Source organism: Streptomyces nogalater (assembly GCF_039532885.1).
Classification (GTDB): Bacteria; Actinomycetota; Actinomycetes; order Streptomycetales; family Streptomycetaceae; genus Streptomyces; species Streptomyces nogalater.
Map to the genome: position 1 here is coordinate 93,244 of NZ_BAAASM010000054.1, position 18,118 is coordinate 111,361.

Sequence of the window (18,118 nt, forward strand, 5' to 3'; positions counted from 1 at the left end):
CCGCCCGCCACGGACGGCGGGGCAGCGACCCCCGGTTCACCCTTGGCACAGCTGTCCGAGACCCGGCGGGTACGCCGGACCGCCCGGCACACCCGGACGGAACCGGGGGTTTTCCTCCGGTCCCGTGCTGGGGCCGGCCCCCCGGCGCATCCGCCTGCCTGCCGGAATGAGGACGCGGCGGGCGTTGCCTAGCGTGCTGTCACATGGCGACTTCCTTACCGCGCCGCATGGTGCGCCGGTGTGCCGGCCTCGTGGCCCTGGCCGTGTCCTGCCTGCCGATGACCGCCCCCGCCGCCGTCGCGCACCCGGCCCGGGACGCGCCCCGCGCCTGCGGCCCGCATCCGGAACTGCACCGATCCGTGCGCCACCTGGTGACGCACGACGGGATCGCCGGCGCCGCCGTCCTGGTCACCGGCCCCGACCCGGCCGCCCCCTGCGCCCGCTGGACGGCGACCGACGGCAAGGCCGACCTAGGCACCGGCCGGCCCGTGAACACCACCGACCGGCTCCGCGCCGGCAGCGTCACCAAGACCTTCACCGCGACCGTCGTCCTCCAACTCGCCGCCGAGGGACGGCTTTCCCTGGACGAGCCGGTCGAGCGCCGGCTGCCCGGCCTGATCCGCGCGGGCGGCTACGACGGCCGCCGCATCACCGTACGACAGCTGCTGCGGCACACCAGCGGACTGCCCGACTACCTCGACGCGCCCGAGTGGCAGCACCCCGAGCGGCTGCGCTACCGCCACTTCGAGCCGCGCGAGCTGATCACCCGCGCCCTGCGGCTGCCGCCCCCGGACCACACCTGGCACTACGCGACCACCAACTACCTCGTCGCCGGGCTGATCATCCGGAAGGTCACCGGCCACAGCCCGGAGGCGGAGATCACCCGCCGGATCATCGCGCCGCTGGGGCTGCGCGACACGTACTGGCCCGGCGACGACACCCGCCTCCAAGGCCCGCACTCGCACAGCTACTTCACCGGGGCCGACGGCCGCCGCGTGGACGGCACCGCCTGGAACACCACCTTCGGCGGGGTCGGCGGCGCCCTGGTCTCCACCCCGGCCGACCTGACCCGGTTCGCCACCGCGCTGTTCGCCGGCCGGCTGCTGCCCGCGCCCCGACTCGCCGAGATGCGGCGGACGGTGGCCGCCGACCCCGACCGGCTGTGGCCCGGCGCCCGCTACGGGCTCGGCCTGATCTCCTCACCACTGTCCTGCGGCTCCACCTGGTGGGGGCACGCCGGAACCGTGCCCGGCGGCCACCGGGCACTGGTCGCCACCGGCCCCGGCGGGCGCACCGTCGCGGTCGCCCTGAACGAGGTGCCCGCCACGCTCCAGGCCGAACGGGACTTCCTCGACATCGTCGACAAGGCCCTCTGCGAGGGCACGCCTGCCGAAAGGAACCCGGCATGACCGGCACCACCACCCCGGGCCGTCACCGCCCACGCCGCCGCCCCGCGCGGGCCGCGGCCGCCATCGCCCTCGCCCTGACGGGCGCGCTGTCCCTGGCGGCCCCCGCCTCCTCCGCGCCCCGCCCGGCGGCCGACCCCCTCGCCCGCTACCACCACCAGCACCTGCACTGGAAGAGCTGCCTGCTCGGCCCCGACGACACCACCGGCCGGGAACTCGAACAGGCCGGCGCCCGATGCGCCGACGTCACCGTCCCGTTGGACTACGCCCGTCCCGACGGCCGCACCCTCACCGTCGCCATCTCCCGCATCCGGGGCACCGACACCGCGCACCGCGCCGGCGCGCTGCTGCTCAACAGCGGCGGCCCCGGCGGCCAGACCCTCGGCGATCCGCCCTTCGTGCGCCGCGCCCTGCGCGAGGTGGCCGCCCGCTACGACGTGGTGGGCGTCGACCCCCGCTTCGTCGGCCGCAGCACCCCGCTGGACTGCCACTGGCCCACCGGCAGCATGATCCGCGGGGCCGGCACCGGCCGCGCCGGCTTCGAGCGCGAAGTCGGCTACGCCGCGGAGCTGGCCCGCCGCTGCCGCACCCACGCCGGTGACCTGCTGCCGTACTCCAGCACCCGCAACACCGCGCGCGACATGGACGTGATCCGGGCCGCGCTGGGCGAGCGCCGGATCTCCTACCTGGGCTACTCCTACGGCACTTACCTGGGCCAGGTCTACGCGACGATGTTCCCGAGGCGTATCGACCGGGTGGTCCTGGACGGCGTGGTGGACCCCGCCCGCTACGGCCCCCGGCTGCTGCTCGGCGCCGAGGACGCCAACCGGCGAGCGCTGCGCCACTGGGCCGGCTGGGCCGCCGCCCACCACGCGGCCTACGGCCTGGGACGCACCCGCGACGCCGTGCTGGCGACCGTGGAAACGGTCCGGTCGGCCGCCGTCCGCACCCCCTTGCGCGTCGGCGGCTACCGGGTGGACGACCACGAACTGCCCGCCATCGTCTTCAACGGCCTCTCGCAGGACAACCCCACGGCCTACGGCGACTTCGCCGCGGGCATGCGGGACCTGCGGCGCGCCGCCGCGGGCCGGACGGTCACCCCGTCCCCGTGGCTGGCCTCGACGCTGGAGTTCAAGCTGACCGGGCACGAGTCCGCCTACGGCAGCGCGCAGGCGTCCATCCTGTGCGGGGACGTGCCCGCGCCCCGCGACCCGGAGACGTACTGGCGCGACCTGCGCCGGGCCGCAAGCGGGGACCGGCTGTTCGCACCGGTCACGCACAACATCGGCGCCTGCGCGTTCTGGGACCCGCCGCGCGAGCGTCCCACCACGGTCCGCGCCGACCTGCCCGCCCTGCTCGTCAACGCCACCGGCGACCCCCGCACCCTCTACCGCGGCGCCCAGGCGGTGCGCCGCGACTGGCCCGGCTCCCGTCTGGTCACCCTGCACGACGCCGACCAGCACGCGGTCTACGGCGTCTACGGCAGCCCGTGCGTCGACGCCACGGTCAACGCCTACCTCGCGACCGGCCGCCTGCCGGCGACGGACGTCGACTGCCCTCGGCCCACCTCGTGAAACGGCGGTTGGTCCGGTCCGGGCCGGTCACCTAACCTTCGGCGCATGACGCAACGACGTGCGATTCTCAGCGGCTCCCCCTTCGAGGAGCAGATCGGTTACGCCCGCGCCGTGGTCGACGGGGACCGGGTCCATGTCTCCGGGACCACCGGGTTCGACTACACCACCATGACGATCTCCGACGACGTCGTGGAGCAGGCCGAACAGTGTCTGCGCAACATCGGCGCGGCGCTGGCCGAGGCGGGGTGCGGCTTCGCCGACGTGGTCCGGGTGCGCTACCTGCTCCCGGACCGCGCCGACTTCGAGCCCTGCTGGCCGGTGCTGCGCCGCCGCTTCGGGGACGTCCGGCCGGCCGCCACCATGCTGGAGTGCGGCCTGGCCGACCCGCGGATGAGGATAGAGATCGAGGTCGACGCCCGCCGCCCGAGCGCGAGCTGAGCACGGGGGAGCGACCGGGCCGGCACCGCTTGTGACCACCGGGCCACCGCCGTCCGGTCGCGTCGGCAGGCGACACTGTTGGCGAGGGTATGTATCCGGCCATCCTCCGGACGCCGGGCCGTCCGGTCCGGGCCGGTCCCGTGGCCGTTCCCGGTGACGGGCTGTCCGGCATCCGGGCGTGCGCACAGCGGCACCCCAGTGTCCGGGGCGGCGGTCACGGACCGCCGCCGGACGCCGGAGCGACGGGGGGCGACGGAGTGTCGATGATCGGCGGGAGTCCGAAAGTGGCCACCTGGCTGGGATTTTGACCGCCCTGGTGATTAGCCGGTGAACGATCTTGGGAAGGTTCCGGGGGTCGCCGGCACGTGATCTTCACCGGCCCGCCCGGAGTCGCCGCGTGTCACCCGTCCGTCCCCCGAGGGGAGGTGCAGTGATGAAGCTTCTTTTCGCCATCCGCAATCGGGTCGCCGCCGCCAAGAGCCTCAAGGCCAACGCCTGGTACCTCTGGTACTGATCCCGCTCCGCGCGCACGCGGTGACGTCGCCGCCCGGTCCTGCCGCCACGCGGTCGGCCGGGCGGCGCCGTCCCGCCGCGTCCCGTACGCCCCCCGTCCCGTCCCGTTTCGGAGGAGCCATGCCCCCGTCATCCACCGCGCGGGCGCGCACCACGGTGTTCGCCCCACGGCTCGCCGCCCTCATCGGCGACCACCTGGGCCGGGACGTCTTCCGGCTGGAACCGGACACCGTCGGGGTAGCGGGACACGAGGTCGCCGACCGGATCCTGGCCGCGCGGCGGGCGACCGAGACCGAGCGGCCCACCTTCAAACCGCTGCACGGCCGGTCCATCACCCGCTCCGAGGCCTCCACCGTCACCCGCACCATCGGCAACGACGTGCGCGAGGCCCTGGCCGGGCCCCTGCCCCGCCACGTGGACCTCGCCGGCCCCTGGCCGCTGACCGGGCACACCTTCCTGCGCGACCTCATCCTCGGCCAGGACCCGCGCCGGCTGCGCATGCTGATGAGCCGCACCCTCGAACTCACCCCGAAACTCACCTGGTCGGTGATCACCGTCGGCGCCGCCCTGCCCGGCTGGCCCCGGCCGCACGCCCGGCTCACGGGCCTCGCCAACCGCGCGGCGCGGGCCCGCGGTTACCAGGAGCGGCGCTACGCCATGGGGATGTACCGCAGGGCCGCGGCCCCCGTGTGCTTCACCGTCTCCACCCTCGTCGCCAACGCCCTCTGGCTCGGCGCCCCGTTCGACGACGGCACCTCCAACCGGAACATCATCCTGGAGTCCCTGCGGCTGCTGCCGCCCTCGTGGAACATCCTGCGCAACGCCTCCCCCGAGTACCCGGCCATCGACGCCCGGATAGGCGAGCGGGACGACGTCCTGCTGCTGCCGCTGCTCTCCCACCGGGACCCCGCCCTGTGGGACGACCCGGACGCCTTCCGCCCGGAGCGCTGGGACCGCCTCGACCCCGACACGGCTCCCGGCTACCTGCCCTTCGGGCATGTCTCGGAGCGCTGCTGGGGCCGTCACATGGTCATGCCCCTGGCCGAGCTGCTGCTGGACCTGGTGCGCGGCTCCGGGCTGGTGGTCGACCCGGGCCAGCGGGTCGGCCGGGTCCCGCTGCTCGGACTGCTGGGCGTGGAGGAGGTACGGCTGACCCGGCCGCACTGACGGCCGCCGTACCGGAGGCCGGGAGTCGAGCCCCTCGCCGTGCCGGGACATCCGGCCCCGGACCGTTGGCCACGGGCTCTATGTCAGGTAACCTGACATAGAAAGCGCACGAACCGGAGGCTCCGCATGACCATCGAATACGCCACCCGCTACCGGGCCCGCTCCTTCATCCCCCCGGAGCCGGGCAAGCCCTACTTCATCGAGAAGGGCCTGGGCGACCGGGCCCACCTGTTCGGCGACCTGATCACCATCTACGCGGGCGGCGAGCAGACCGAGAACACCTTCAACTTCTTCACCTGCGAGGGCCCGAAGGGCGAGGTGATCCCCGCCCACTCGCACGCGGACACCTACGAGGTCTTCTACATCACCCAGGGCGCCGTACGGCTCTTCGTCGAGGACCTCGAAGGGGAGCAGCACGAGAAGCTGCTCACCCCGGGGGACTTCGGCTTCGTGCCGAAGAACTGCGTGCACGCCTACCGCATGGAACGCCACCACTCCCAGGTCGTGGGTGTGGCAGCCGGACCGGGCGGTACCTTCGAGCGGTTCTTCGAGACCCTCGGCACCCCGGCCGGGGAACTGGGCCTGCCCGCCCGGCCGTTCGTGCCCGAGCGGGAGAAGTTCCACACCGTGCCGGAGCAGTACGACGTCCGGTTCCGCCCCGACCACCAGTGGCACACCGGAAGCTGACGCCACGTCGGGGAGCCCGCCGATGGCCGCACCCGACGACCGTCCCGGACGCGACGTCCGTCCCGGACGTTCCGGATGCGACGAGCGTCCTGGACGCTGACCCGCGGCCACGGTGTCTACCTCGGCGATCCCCGCCTGGAACCGGTGTTCGCCGAGCTGGGCCCGTGCGAGGCCGTCGTCTTCGTCCACCCCGCCTCCCCGGTACCGGGCACCGACCGGCGCTCCCTCACCACCGCCGACGCCCGGACTCTGTTCCCCCGCCTCGCCCGCGAGGAGCCCCATGCCACCCGAGGACCCCATGCAGGAGGAAGCCGTGCCCCAGGACGTTCCGTCCTTCCCCCCGGAGCTGCCGGCACCCCCGGACCCCGCCCGGCTGCCACTGCCGCCGCCCGCCCGGCCCGCGCCCGGCGTGCGGCTGCTGCGCGGCGCCGTCTACGCCGTGCCCGACGGGAGCCGGCCGCTGGAAACCGACCTGTGGCTGCCCGAACCGGCGGACGGCCCGCTGCCCGTGGTCGTCTTCGTGCACGGCGGCGGCTGGCGCACCGGACTGCGCAACGACCTCGGGCCGCGGTTCCGGCACTGGCGGCCGGGGCCGTTCGCCCGGCTGGCCGCATCCGGGCTGGCCGTGGTCTGCCCCGACTACCGGCTCAGCGGCGAGGCGCGGCACCCGGCCCAGCTCGACGACCTGCGCGCGCTGCTGGTCTGGCTGCGCGACCGGGCCGGCGAGCTGGGCCTGGACCCGGACCGGGTGGTCCTGTGGGGCGAGTCCGCCGGCGGTCACCTGGCCGCGCTGACCGCGCTCACCGCCGGGGCGGCCGGCCCCGGCGGGCCGGCGGCGACCGTGCGCGGCTGCGTCACCTGGTACGCGCCCACCGACCTCACCCGCCTCGCCGAGGACCACCGGCCGGGCCGCTTCGACCCCGAGGACCCGGCCTCGCGCGAGGCGCTGCTGCTCGGGGCCGCCCCGGCCACCGCCCCCGGCCCGGCCCGGGACGCCAGCCCCGCCCTGCGGGTGACGCCGGCGGCGCCGCCGTTCCTGCTGCTGCACGGCACCGAGGACCAGCTCGTGCCCTGCGCGCAGAGCGACCGCCTCACGACGGCGCTGCGGGCGGCGGGCGTTCCGGTGGAGCAGGTACGGGTGCCCGGCGCGAACCACCTGTGGGTGGGGCTCGCGGAGGAGGAGGTCGAGCGGGTCTTCGCGCGGACGGCCGGGTTCGTCTCACGGCACTGCGCGCGGGAAACCGAAGGACCGGCCGCAGGACAGACCGAAGGACAGACTGAAGGACAGACCGGAGGACAGGAGGATAATCCGCTGGGTATCCGATCATCCGAGGAGCCATGAGTCATCGCGCCGCCAATCTGCCCCAGCTGCTGTCCGAGGCCCGCCGCTGGTTCGAGGACGCCTTGTTCGCCAGCATGGAGGCGGCCGGTGAGCAACCGGTGACCACGGCGCAGGCGTCCGTCTTCGCGATGCTCGACGCCGAGGGCACCACCGTCTCCGAGCTCGCCCGCCGGATGGGCGTCACCCGGCAGACGGCCCATCAGGCGGTGCACGGACTCATCGGCATGGGCCTGCTGGAGCAGGAGCCCGACCCCGGCTCCGCCCGGCGGCGGCTGATCCGGATGACCGCCGAGGGGCGGCGCGTGCACGAGCGCGCGCAGGCCACGATCGGGGTGATCGAGTCGGTGCTGCTGGAGCGCATCGGAGCGGATGCGGCGCGCGCCCTGCACGGCGCGCTGCGCTCCGACTGGGGCGCGCCTCCGCTGGTCGCGGCTCCCTGAGTGGCCTCAGGAGGCCACCTTCCGCTCCCCGGCGGGGGCCGGGAGCACCTCGATGCGCTGCACGGCCCGGCTGAGGACCAGCACGCCCACGACGATCAGCAGCGCCCCGCACAGTTCGGGCACCAGCCACCACCCGGTGCGGACGTGTTCGCCGAAGAGGGTGATGCCGAGGGTCAGGCTCACCACCGCGTCGCCGATGGTCAGCGCGGGCTGTGCCGCGGCCAGCGGACCGGCCTGCAACGCGTTCTCCAGCAGCAGTACGGCGGCGATACCGGCGAGCGCGAAGCCGTACGTCTGCCAGGACCGCAGGAACGCCGTCAGGCCGTGGTCGGCGAAGGTGCCGCTCGCCGACTTCAGCAGCGCGGCGGTCAGGGCGTTGCCCGTCGCGGAGGCGGCCGCCAGCAGCGCGGCGCGCCGGGCCGGCGGGCGACCCCGGCCGGCCAGTCCCACCAGCGCGGCCATCACGCCGACGCATGCCAGCAGGGCCGGCAGCCATCGCGCGGGCGGTGCCTGGTCGGTCGCACCGTGCGGGGCCGCCGCGAGCAGCATGACGGCGAGGCCCGCCACACAGCCGCCGACCCCCCACCAGCCCGAGCGCGGCAGCCGCCGGTGCATCAGCGGGGCGGCGACGAGCAGCGCGAAGGGCAGTTCCAGGATGAACAGCGGCTGCACCAGGGCCAGCGGGCCGTTGACCAGGGCCAGGCTCTGGAACAGCGCGGCGCAGGCCACACCGGCCATGCCGATCAGCCAGATGGGCCGGTGCACCAGCTCCGCGAGCAGCCGCAGCCCGCCGCGGGTGCTGGCCGAGGCCGCCTTGCGCTGGAAAGCGGTCCCCACGGCGTTGCTCGCCGCTCCCGCGACGGCGAACACCGCGGCGAGTTCGATCACGGCTCTCTCCCGCCTGCGGCAGACCTCCCGGAATCGGACGCCTTCAGCGTACGAAAGGCGACCCGGCCGCGCCGTGCGGCCGCCCCCACCCGGCGGACCCCGCACCACGCACGCCCCGTCCTCCACACGGCCACGGGAAGAGCGGCCAGGCTGCCCGACGAGGCCGCCGCCCCGATCCCGCCCGCCGACCGGAGCCGCCGGCGAAAGGAGTTGGCCGTCCGGAGCGCCTGGCGGGGTGAGTCGGCCGTCCGGGGCGCGTGGCGGGGTGAGTCGGCCGTCCGGGGCGCGTGGCGAGACGGTTTGGGTGTCCGGGGCGGTGCGGGCGGGCCGGGTGTCCGGGGCATGTGGCGAGACGGTTCGGGCGTCCGGTGCGGGTGGTGCGGGTGGATCGGGTGTCCGGGGCAGGCGGTCGGCGGGCCGGCCGTCCGGAGCGGGTGGCGGGGGGCCGGGTGCCCGGGGCGCGTGGCGGGGCAAGTCGGCTGTCCCGGGCGCGTGGCGAGACGGTCGGACTAGCGGAGCGCGCGGCGGGGTGAGCCGGGTGTCCGGGGTGGACGGTGAGACGGGCCGGGGGTTTCGCGCTTCTCGGTGGTCGGGTTCAGCCGAACAGTGGGAAGCGGTCGGCCGCCGGGCCCAGGGCGGCGCGTTCGGCGTCGGTGAGCGGGGCCCGGCCGGTGCCCACGCGCGCGTAGTGGGCGTCGCTCCACTCCGGCAGGCCGGGCCGACCGAGCAGCCCGTCGAGGGTGGCGCGCACCGCGGCCAGCCCCTCGGGGGAGGGCCCCGGCGCGTGCGGCAGCGCCACGGTCAGGTCGAGATGGTGGATAGTCGCCTCCACCACGAGCGTGGTGATCAGGTCGCCGGCCGTCAGCACATGCCCCTGCGTGAGCACCCGGCGCGCGGGGTCGGCCGTCCCGGCCGCGTGTACGACCGCCGCCAGGGTCTCCAGATACAGGTCCTTCAGCTGTCCGAAGTCCAGGAACATGCTGCCGTTCACCCGCGCCCAGCGCCTGCCGTTCGCCGCCCCGGCGGTGTCCGGCCGCCAGCCCTGCCAGTACGTCACCCAGTCCCGGGCGGCGGGTTCCTCCGTGGGTGTGTGCAGGGCCACCAGGGCGCGCTGGGCGTCCCCCACGCAGTGGAAGACGAGATCGCGCACCGCCCAGCCCGTGCACCCGGTCGGCTGCCACGACTCCTCGTCGCCGAGTCCGGCGACGACCGCCGAGGCGGCCCCGTAGGCGGCGCGCAGCGTCCGCGCCTGACGCGATGGGAACTCGGTTGTCATGCGTGCCCCTCTCCTTGTCGGCCACGGGTCCGGGGAATCCTAGACGCCCGCCCCGCGGCCCTCGGCGGGGGCCGGCACCGGATGCGGGGTCCGGTGGGCGTGTCCGCTAGCGGAGCGCCGGGCGCCGGGGCGCACACCCGACCCCGGACCACCTCGTGGGCGGTCCGGGGCCAGGTGTCGGCGGGGGAGTGCTCAGGCGGCCGCGAGGCGCTTGGCCAGCTCCCGCGCCTTGGTGGCGGCGTCCTCCAGGGCACGGTCACGGGAGGCCTCGTACAGCGGGACCAGGTCGGCCATCGCCGGGTTCACGGTCGCCATGGTCAGCTCCGGGACGATGAAGTCCACCTCCAGGCCGAGGCCCGCGCCGAGGGCGGCGTTGAGGTAGTTCTGCACGTACTCGAAGCCCTCGCGCGGGGTGCCCGGCGCGTAGGAGCCGCCCCGGCTGGCGACGACGGTCACCGGCGTGCCCTTGGCGGACTGGGTCTCTCCCGCGGTGCGGCCCATCAGGATCACGTTGTCCAGCCACGCCTTGAGGGTGGAGGGGATCGTGTAGTTGTACATCGGGGCGCCGATCAGCACCGCGTCGGCCTGCTCCAGCTCCTCGATCAGCTTGACGCGCTCGGCGAACGCGGCGGCCTGCTCGGGGGTGTGGGTGGCAGGGTCGGTGAAGCCGGCGAGATGGGTGTCGGCGGTGATGTGCGGAACGGGCTGCGCCGCCAGGTCGCGGTAGACGACCGTGCCCTGCGGGTGCTCCTCCTGCCAGTGCTTGCGGAAGGCCTCCGTCACGACGCGCGAGGCCGACGCCTCGGCCGGGAACACGGACGAATCGATGTGGAGCAGGGTGGCCATGGATGTCTCCAGAAAGGGGCTGGAACAGCCGGACGCCGGAAGCGAGGGCTGATGTTTCATACTGGACTACTTTTAGCACATGAACTTACTTTTCTTCAGCACCCTACGGCGAGGTAGTACCCTGGCGCCATGGACGAGAACCACGACAGTGCGGCCTGCAAGCGGGTGGACGACGGCATCACCCGCGTCTTCCAGCTCCTCGGCAAGCGCTGGAGCGGGCCGATCGTGGCCGTCCTGGTGGGGCAGCCCGCGTACTTCGCCGACCTGCGGCGGGCCATCCCCGGCATCAGCGAACGCATGCTCTCCGACCGGCTCGCCGAACTCGGCGCCGCCGGCCTCGTTTTGCGCGAGGTCGACGAGGGACCCCCGCTGCGCGTCTCCTACCGGCTGACCGAGGCCGGCGCCGCCCTGGAACCCGCGCTCCGCGAACTGGCCCAGTGGGCGAAGGCCCACCTCCCGGACGTCTCGCAGTGCACCGAGGCCGCCCTGGATCGGCCGCGGCGGACACCGGCCTGACCACACCGGGCCGCCTGCGCGCAGAGGCGGCCCGCGGCCCCGGCGGGCCCCGTCAGTCCAGGATCGTGGCGATGCCGCGGCGGCGGAGATCGGCCAGCCCCGTCAGCATGGCCTCGATCTGCTCGGGGGAGTGCCCGGCCCAGCCCTTGAGCTCCGACACCACGCGCACGGGTTCGCGGGTGCGGTAGGAGCGGGTGGGGTTGCCCGGGAACCTCTTGTCGGTGACGTTGGGATCGTCCTCCAGGTCACCGGTCGGCTCCACCACGTAGATCCGGCCCGGCCCGTCGCCGGCCGCCAGCTCGGCGCCCCAGACGGCGGCGTCCAGCGTCTCGGTGACGTACACGTGGCGGGAAACGCGCCCTTCCTCGAAGTTGGACGTGTGGCCGGGGGTCAGCACATCCCCGGGGACGAGGTCTGCCTTCGTACCGTGCAGGTACGTCCCCGCCTCGTACACCTGAAAGGGGACAGGGGCGCTGGTCATGGGCTGCTCCTTCGGCCTGGATCCGGGACAACAGGGAACCACGGCAACCCGGTTGGTGCGCCCGGCGCCCGGCCACGGCCCGGCCCGGTCACAGGGCGGCGGCCGACACGCGCTGTCCCCTCGTGGCCGGGCCGGTGGGTACCGGCCGGTCCCGGGGCCGGGGCGGTGTGCGGCCGGTCAGGACGTCTTGCGGGCCACGCCGCCGTAGAAGCCGATCTCCTCGGACCGGGGCGGCGGCGGGGTGTCCGGGCGCCAGAACGGGACCTGGGCCAGGCCCGGTTCCACCAGTTCGAAACCGTCGAAGAACCGCTCCACCTCGGCCCGGTCACGCAGGTTCAGGGACGCGGTGGCGTTGGTGTAGACGGCCTGGGCGTCGGTGCGGTCGGCGAAGTCGCCCGTGGCGTGCGACAGCACCAGGAAGCTCCCGGCGGGCAGCGCGTCGCGCAACGTGGCGACGACCTCGGCCGGCCGGTCGGTGTCGGCGAGGAAGTGCAGGATGGCGACGAGGAGCAGCGCCACCGGCTGATCGAAGTCGATGAGCCGGCGGACGTCGGGGTGGTCCAGCACGGCGCGCGGATCGCGCAGGTCGCCGAGGACGATACGGGTCGTGCCGGACCGGCTGAGCAGGGCGTTGCCGTGCGCGGCGACGATCGGGTCGTTGTCGACGTAGGCCACGCGGACGTCGGGCGCCACCGTCTGGGCGATCTCGTGCACGTTCGGCGACGTGGGCAGGCCGGTGCCGATGTCCAGGATCTGCCGGATCCCGCTGCCCACCACGTACCGGACGGCACGCTCCAGGAAGGCTCGGTTCGCCCGGACGCCGATGCGTGCCTCGGGGGCCGCGGCGGCGAGCGCGTCGCCCGCCCGCTGGTCCACCTCGTAGTTGTCCTTGCCGCCCAGCAGATAGTCGTAGATCCGCGCGGGGTGCGGTCTGCTGGTGTCGATGGTGACGGCCTCGTAGCCGTTCTCTGTCACGCTGTGCTCCTCTCACCGGCCGGCCCGGCCTCGGTCCGCGCCGGCCGGGCCCAGCCTCCCATACGAACTTCCCAGACGGTCACGGGAGTTCCCGCAGGCCGCGGGGCGGACGGCGTGGCCGGCGAGCGGCCTGCGGCCGTCGGCCGACGGCGTCGGCGGGGGCCGCCCGCCGGCCTCACCCGGCCGGCTCCGTCGGGTGGCACGCGTACCGCCGGGGGCGGACAGTCGGAACAGGACCGGCGGTTGCGAGGACGTCCGTCGGCCGCCCCCAGGGACCGGCACGCCGTCTCGGCCGCCCAGGCGGCGGCGGGCCGCCCGGCAGGGGCGGGGAACGGTGAATCCATGCGCTCGGGCCGTTCCCCGCCCCGTCGGACGCCGGGCCGCCGCCCGCCCCCCGCGAGCAGCACACCCCACACCGGTTCGCGAAAAAAAGATGTGCGCCGGTGCGGGCGCCCGCGTTACCGTGACCGCATGTCTACGCCCCGAATCTCCTAGCGAAGGACCCGCTTCCACGCCAGAAGTGTGTCCTCTCGTTTCTTCGGAGCGTTACCCCATGATCACCGCTCGTGATGTCGAGCTGCGCGCCGGTGCCCGTCTCCTGCTGACCGGCGTCTCCTTCACCGTCTCGCCCGGCGACCGGATCGGCCTCGTCGGCCGCAACGGCGCCGGCAAGACCACATTGATGACCGCCCTCGCCGGAGGGGCCGGGCCCGCCGTCGGCGACATCGTCCGCACCGGACCGGTCGGCTTCCTCGCCCAGGACTCGCGCGCCGCCGACCCGGCCGTGACCGTCACCGACCGCATCCTGTCCGCCCGCGGCCTCGACACCGCCCTGCGCGCCCTGCGCGGGGCCGAGGCCGCGCTGGCCGCCGCCACCGACGCGCCGGAACTGGACCGGGCGATGCGCGCCTACACCCGCGCCGAGGCCGCCTTCCAGGCCGGCGGGGGCTACGCCGCCGAGGCCGAGGCGGCCCGGATCGCGGCCGGACTCGGCCTGCCCGAACGCGTGCTGCGCGAGCCGGTCGGCGCCCTGTCCGGCGGGCAGAAGCGCCGCGTGGAACTCGCCCGGATCCTGTTCGCCGGCACCGACCGCACCCTGCTGCTGGACGAGCCGACCAACCACCTCGACGCCGACTCGCTCACCTGGCTGCGCGCCTTCCTCCAGGCCCACCAGGGCGGCCTGGTGGTGATCAGCCACGACACGGCCCTGCTCGCCGACGTCGTCAACCGCGTCTTCCACCTGGACCCGGCCCGGGCGACGATCGACATCCACAACACGGGCTGGCGGACGTACCTCACCCGGCGCGAGGCGGACGAGCGGCGCCGCACCCGGGAACGGGCGAGCGCCGAGCGCAAGGCCGCCGCGCTGCACGCGCAGGCCGACCGGATGAAGGCGCGCTCCGCCACCGCGACCACGGCCCGGAGCATGGCCCGGCGCGCGGACCGGATGCTGGCCGGGCTGGAGCCGCGCCGGCGCGCCGAGAAGACCGCGCGGATCCGGCTGCCCGAACCCGCCCCCTGCGGGCGGACGCCGCTCGGTGCCATCAGCCTCGCCAAGTCCTACGGCGGCCACCGCGTCCTCGCCGGGGTGGACCTCGCCGTGGACCGGGGCAGCCGGCTGGTCGTGCTCGGCCTGAACGGCGCCGGCAAGACCACCCTGCTGCGGATCCTGGCCGGTGCCGAGCGCCCCGACGGCGGGCGGGTGGTGCACGGGCACGGGCTGCGGCTGGGCTACTTCGCCCAGGAGCACGACACGCTCGACCCCCGGCGCACGGTCCTGGAGAACCTGGCCCTGGCCGCACCGCACCTGCCCCTGGGCGAGGCCCGGCGGGTCCTGGGTGCCTTCCTGTTCACCGGGGACGACGCCGACAAGCCCGCCGGCGTGCTGTCGGGAGGGGAGAAGACCCGGCTGGCGCTGGCCGGCCTGGTCCACTCCGGGGCGAACGTGCTGCTGCTGGACGAGCCGACCAACAACCTCGACCCGGCCTCCCGTGACGAGGTGCTGGCCGCGGTCGGCTCGTATCCCGGCGCGATCGTGATGGTCACCCACGACGAGGGCGCCATCGACGCGCTGCGCCCCGACCGGGTCCTGCTGCTGCCGGACGCGGACGAGGACCTGTGGAACGAGGACTACCGCGACCTGGTCGCCCTCGCCTGACCCGGGACGCGCCAGGCGGGACCCGTTCGAAAAGGACCTGTTCGAAAAGGACCTGTTCGAAAGGATCTGTTCAAAAGGACCTGTTCAGAAGGATCTGTTCAAAGGGCCCGTGAAGGACCGGCCCCGACGACGGTCAGAAATGCGTGCCGCCGTCGACGCGGATCTCGGTCCCGGTGATGAACGCACCGTCCCGGGAGCCGAGCATCGCCACGACGGAGGCCACCGTCTCCGGCCCGGCGAACCCCTGGCCGAGCGCCGGGGAGAGCTTCGCGAACAGGGTCATGTCGGCGTCGGCGGGCAGCCCCGGCCCGCTGCTCGTCCCGCTGGCGCCGCTGCCGTCGGTCATCCCGCTGGAGATGGAACCGGGCTGGACGGCGGTGAAGCGGATGCCCCGGCCGGCGTACTCGGAGGCGAGCGCGTGCGTCATCGACTGGATGCCGCCCTTGCTCGCCGCGTACGCCGCCATGTAGGGGTGCGCGAAGGCGGCCGAGGTGGAGCTGAAGTTGACGACCGCCGCGTCCCGGCCCGCCAGCAGGGCCGGGATCGCCTCGCGGATCACGAGGAAGGTGCCGACCAGGTTCACCCGCAGGACGCGGGTGAACTCTTCGAGGCTCGTCTGGTGCGCGTGCGAGGAGCGCAGGATGCCCGCGGCGTTGACCAGTACGTCCAGCCCGCCGAGCGCGGCCGTCGCGGCGGCGACCCCGGCGCGTACGGAGGCCTCGTCGGCGACGTCGATGACGAGGGTGGTGAGCCGGTCCGCGTACCCGGCGGCCTTCTCCGCGGTGTCCCGCAGGCCCCGCTCGCTCACGTCCGCGGCCACCACGCTGCCGCCCTCGGCGAGGACGCGCAGCACGGTGGCCTGGCCGATGCCGGAGCCGCCCCCGGTGATCAGCACGCGGCGGCCTTCGTAGCGGTTCATGTGTTCTCCTGCCCGGCCCGCCGGGGGTGTGGCGGGCCCTGTGCGACGCCGGTTCTCTTGCGTCCGACGCCCCGATGGCCTTCACCTTACGCCTTGGTGGCACGTTTTGCCATTTCGGCATTGCGTGCCAACCAGGCTCGCTCGGCCGTACTCTTCTGGGATGAGCACCAAACCGCCCACCTCCCTCACCGAGCGCCGCAAGGCCGCGACCCAGCTGGACATCGCCCACGCGGCGGCGGAGCTGTTCGCCGCGCGGGGACCGCACGCGACCACCGCCGAGGAGATCGCCCGGCACGCCGGCGTCGCGCTGCGCACCTTCTACCGCTACTTCCGCTCCAAGCAGGACGCGGTCAGCCCGCTGCTCGCGGCCGGGGCCGACCGATGGCGGGCGCTGCTGGAGGCGGCCGAGCCCGGTACCGGTCTGCTCCGGGCGCTGGAGACGGCGGTGGAGCGGTCGCTGGCGGCACCCGACGAGGAGGCCGCCGCGGCGCTGGAGCGGACCCGGGGGCTGCTGCGGGCCGCCGCGGACGATCCCGCGCTGCGCGCGGTGTGGTACCGGGTGAACCAGGAGTCGGAGGAACGGCTTGTCCCGGTCGTCGCCCGGCTCGCGGATGAACGCCCGGAGGCCTTGCGGGTACGCCTGGTGGCGGCGGCTGCCACGGACGCGATCCGCATCGCGCTGGAGACCTGGGCCGCCACGGAGGCGGGCGTCACGGGCGAGGGCTCACCGGCCGCGCTCGCACTCCGGTGCCTGCGTCAACTCCTGGGCGGCATGGAGGAGTCGCCGCAGGGCGGCGCCCGGTAGGACGGCCCGCGGCCGACCGGCCCGCGGCCCGCTCCGGGGCCGTTGTCAGTGGGTGCCCCTACGGTGAACAGCAGTCGGGGACCCGCCGAAACGGCCGCGGGTCCGTCTTGGGGAGGGGTCTGCCATGACCACGGGGTCCGCGGTGTCGACGACGTATCTGGAGCTGTCGCAGGAGGGCGGCGGCGCCCATAAGTTCTACGAGGTGACCGTCGACGGCCGGGTGGTGACGGTGCGCTACGGCAGGATCGGCGCCGCCGGGCAGACGCAGACGACGACGTTCCCGACCGAGGAGAAGGCGCGGGCCGCCGCCGCGAGGAAGGCGGGCGAGAAGGTCCGCAAGGGATACGCGCCGGCCGTCCGCGGACAGCGCGCCCCGCGCTCGGTGACCCGCCGTCAGGTCAGCTCCGCACCCTCCACGGCGCGGGCCGTGGCACCGGTGCTGTGGCGGTTCCGCACCGGCTCGGCCGCGTTCGGCATCCACGTGGACGACGAGCGCTGCTGGGTGGGCAACCAGGCCGGCGACGTCTACACCCTGGACCACGAGGGCGCCGTGCTGGCCCGCTTCAGCCTGCCGGACGGCGTGAAGTGCCTGGTCGCCGACGACTTCTGGATCTACGCCGGATGCGACGACGGCACGGTGTACGACCTGTCCTCCAAACTTCCCTTCGCCGCCTACGACATCGCCGCCGACGTCGACATCTTCTGGCTGGACATCCACGAGGGCGTCCTGGACGTCTCGGACCGCGACGGCAGGCTCACCGTCATCGACCACGAGGACGAACACCAGTGGTCGCGCCGCAGCCAGGGCGAGCACGCCTGGATGGTCCGCGCCGACGACCGGGCCGTCTACCACGGCCACCACCGGGGTGTCACCGCGTACGCGCCGGACGGCGGCGGCGAGTTGTGGCACACCCCCACCAAGGGCGGCGTGCTGTTCGGCTGGCAGGAGCGGGAGGCGGTCTACGCGGGCACCGCGCACCGCGTGGTCCAGCGGCTGTCGAAGGCCACCGGCGCGATCGAGGCGACGTACGCCTGTGACAGCGCGGTGTACTCGTGCGCCACCTCACCCGGCGGCCGGTTCGTGTTCGCCGGCGACGCGGCCTCCTCCGTCTACTGCTTCGACCAGGACGGCCGGCGGCTGTGGAAGCTGGGCACGGGCGGCGGTTCGGCGCTGTCGATGCAGTACCGGGACGAGCGGCTGTACCTGGTCACCACCGACGGCTCCCTGGTCTGCGTCGACGCGAGCGAGGCGGCGATCTCCGCGGCCCAGCAGGGCACGGTCCCGGTGGCGCGGGACGTCAAGCTCGCCGCCGCCACGCCGACGTACGCCCCGGCCACGGCCGTGACGGCGGTGTCCACGGTCGACCGGGCACCCGCCGGAGCGGTCGTGGTCGAATGCGTCCAGGAGGCCGGCCGGGTCCGGGTGCACGTCGTCTCCGAAGGCTACGAACCCTCCTGGAACGTGCAGTTCCCGCGCGCGATACGCGAACCCGGCGCCCGTTACGTCGTGGACGCCCTGCACCCGGCGTCGGGCGGCTTCTACCGGGTCCGCGGCGACATCCACCGCCTCCTGTGACCCGGCCCCAGGCCGCCGAAGCCGTAGAGGCGTCAGGGCACGGCACTCAGCGGCCGGCACGGCACGGCCCGTTCTTCCGCCCCGCCCGTCCGGCTCCACCCGGTACGGCCG

General features: G+C 74.5%; 18 protein-coding genes. 12 read left to right on the forward strand and 6 right to left on the reverse strand.

Annotated elements, in window-relative coordinates; translation table 11 throughout:
• The first annotated feature begins 203 nt into the window (after nt 1–203).
• The 8 genes from ABD350_RS29770 (at nt 204) to ABD350_RS29800 (ending at nt 7,567) form a co-directional block, all read left to right on the forward strand.
• Nucleotides 204–1,409 (forward strand): serine hydrolase domain-containing protein, encoded by a 1,206-nt coding sequence (locus ABD350_RS29770; protein WP_382466637.1) that lies wholly within the window; start codon nt 204–206, stop codon nt 1,407–1,409.
• Nucleotides 1,406–2,980 (forward strand): alpha/beta hydrolase, encoded by a 1,575-nt coding sequence (locus tag ABD350_RS29775; protein WP_344351872.1) that lies wholly within the window; start codon nt 1,406–1,408, stop codon nt 2,978–2,980. Before ABD350_RS29770 ends, ABD350_RS29775 begins: the two co-directional genes overlap by 4 nt.
• A 45-nt stretch (nt 2,981–3,025) precedes the next feature.
• Nucleotides 3,026–3,418, forward strand: coding sequence for a RidA family protein (locus ABD350_RS29780; protein WP_344351874.1), 393 nt, complete (start codon nt 3,026–3,028; stop codon nt 3,416–3,418).
• A 433-nt stretch (nt 3,419–3,851) separates the two neighbouring features.
• Nucleotides 3,852–3,932: a tryptorubin family RiPP precursor gene (locus tag ABD350_RS38070; protein ID WP_359481243.1), complete on the forward strand. Its 81-nt coding sequence runs from the start codon at nt 3,852–3,854 to the stop codon at nt 3,930–3,932.
• A 119-nt stretch (nt 3,933–4,051) separates the two neighbouring features.
• Nucleotides 4,052–5,098: a cytochrome P450 gene (locus ABD350_RS29785; protein ID WP_344351876.1), complete on the forward strand. Its 1,047-nt coding sequence runs from the start codon at nt 4,052–4,054 to the stop codon at nt 5,096–5,098.
• Between the two features lie 126 nt (nt 5,099–5,224).
• The gene (locus tag ABD350_RS29790; RefSeq protein ID WP_344351882.1) at nt 5,225–5,785 is read left to right on the forward strand and encodes a quercetin 2,3-dioxygenase; all 561 of its coding nucleotides are present in this window, start codon (nt 5,225–5,227) and stop codon (nt 5,783–5,785) included.
• Between the two features lie 280 nt (nt 5,786–6,065).
• On the forward strand, nt 6,066–7,127 hold the full coding sequence (locus tag ABD350_RS29795) for an alpha/beta hydrolase fold domain-containing protein (protein WP_344351883.1): 1,062 nt from the start codon (nt 6,066–6,068) through the stop codon (nt 7,125–7,127).
• Nucleotides 7,124–7,567 carry a MarR family winged helix-turn-helix transcriptional regulator gene (locus ABD350_RS29800; RefSeq protein ID WP_344351884.1) on the forward strand — a complete coding sequence of 148 codons (444 nt, stop codon included), beginning with the start codon at nt 7,124–7,126 and terminating at the stop codon, nt 7,565–7,567. The genes ABD350_RS29795 and ABD350_RS29800 overlap by 4 nt, the downstream gene beginning before the upstream one ends.
• Nucleotides 7,568–7,573: 6 nt before the next feature.
• On the opposite strand, the gene ABD350_RS29805 is transcribed toward ABD350_RS29800, so the two are convergent.
• From ABD350_RS29805 to ABD350_RS29815, 3 genes are all read right to left on the reverse strand, one after another.
• On the reverse strand, nt 7,574–8,455 hold the full coding sequence (locus ABD350_RS29805; RefSeq protein WP_344351885.1) for a DMT family transporter: 882 nt from the start codon (nt 8,453–8,455) through the stop codon (nt 7,574–7,576).
• A 595-nt stretch (nt 8,456–9,050) separates the two neighbouring features.
• The gene (locus ABD350_RS29810; protein ID WP_344351886.1) at nt 9,051–9,731 is read right to left on the reverse strand and encodes a maleylpyruvate isomerase N-terminal domain-containing protein; all 681 of its coding nucleotides are present in this window, start codon (nt 9,729–9,731) and stop codon (nt 9,051–9,053) included.
• 192 nt (nt 9,732–9,923) lie between these two features.
• Nucleotides 9,924–10,577, reverse strand: a complete 654-nt coding sequence (locus ABD350_RS29815) for an FMN-dependent NADH-azoreductase (RefSeq protein ID WP_344351887.1) — start codon at nt 10,575–10,577, stop codon at nt 9,924–9,926.
• Nucleotides 10,578–10,706: 129 nt separating this feature from the next.
• Between ABD350_RS29815 and ABD350_RS29820 the strand changes: the two genes are divergently transcribed.
• Complete coding sequence (locus ABD350_RS29820; protein WP_344351888.1) at nt 10,707–11,093, forward strand: winged helix-turn-helix transcriptional regulator; 387 nt, start codon at nt 10,707–10,709, stop codon at nt 11,091–11,093.
• 52 nt (nt 11,094–11,145) lie between these two features.
• Here the strand turns inward: ABD350_RS29820 and arr are convergent, their stop codons facing one another.
• Both arr and ABD350_RS29830 read right to left on the reverse strand, forming a co-directional pair.
• Complete coding sequence (arr, locus tag ABD350_RS29825) at nt 11,146–11,574, reverse strand: NAD(+)--rifampin ADP-ribosyltransferase (protein ID WP_344351889.1); 429 nt, start codon at nt 11,572–11,574, stop codon at nt 11,146–11,148.
• A gap of 177 nt (nt 11,575–11,751) precedes the next feature.
• Nucleotides 11,752–12,549 (reverse strand): SAM-dependent methyltransferase, encoded by a 798-nt coding sequence (locus ABD350_RS29830; protein WP_344351890.1) that lies wholly within the window; start codon nt 12,547–12,549, stop codon nt 11,752–11,754.
• A 553-nt stretch (nt 12,550–13,102) separates the two neighbouring features.
• Between ABD350_RS29830 and ABD350_RS29835 the strand changes: the two genes are divergently transcribed.
• Nucleotides 13,103–14,707: an ABC-F family ATP-binding cassette domain-containing protein gene (locus ABD350_RS29835; RefSeq protein WP_344351891.1), complete on the forward strand. Its 1,605-nt coding sequence runs from the start codon at nt 13,103–13,105 to the stop codon at nt 14,705–14,707.
• A 133-nt stretch (nt 14,708–14,840) separates the two neighbouring features.
• Here ABD350_RS29835 and ABD350_RS29840 read toward each other — a convergent pair whose 3' ends face one another.
• The gene (locus tag ABD350_RS29840) at nt 14,841–15,626 is read right to left on the reverse strand and encodes an SDR family NAD(P)-dependent oxidoreductase (RefSeq protein ID WP_344351892.1); all 786 of its coding nucleotides are present in this window, start codon (nt 15,624–15,626) and stop codon (nt 14,841–14,843) included.
• 160 nt (nt 15,627–15,786) lie between these two features.
• On the opposite strand from ABD350_RS29840, the gene ABD350_RS29845 reads away from it, so the two are divergent.
• Both ABD350_RS29845 and ABD350_RS29850 read left to right on the forward strand, forming a co-directional pair.
• A complete protein-coding gene (locus ABD350_RS29845; protein ID WP_344351893.1) occupies nt 15,787–16,431 on the forward strand; it encodes a TetR family transcriptional regulator in 645 nt (214 codons plus the stop codon).
• A gap of 124 nt (nt 16,432–16,555) precedes the next feature.
• A complete protein-coding gene (locus tag ABD350_RS29850; RefSeq protein ID WP_344351894.1) occupies nt 16,556–18,007 on the forward strand; it encodes a WGR domain-containing protein in 1,452 nt (483 codons plus the stop codon).
• Nucleotides 18,008–18,118 lie beyond the last annotated feature (111 nt).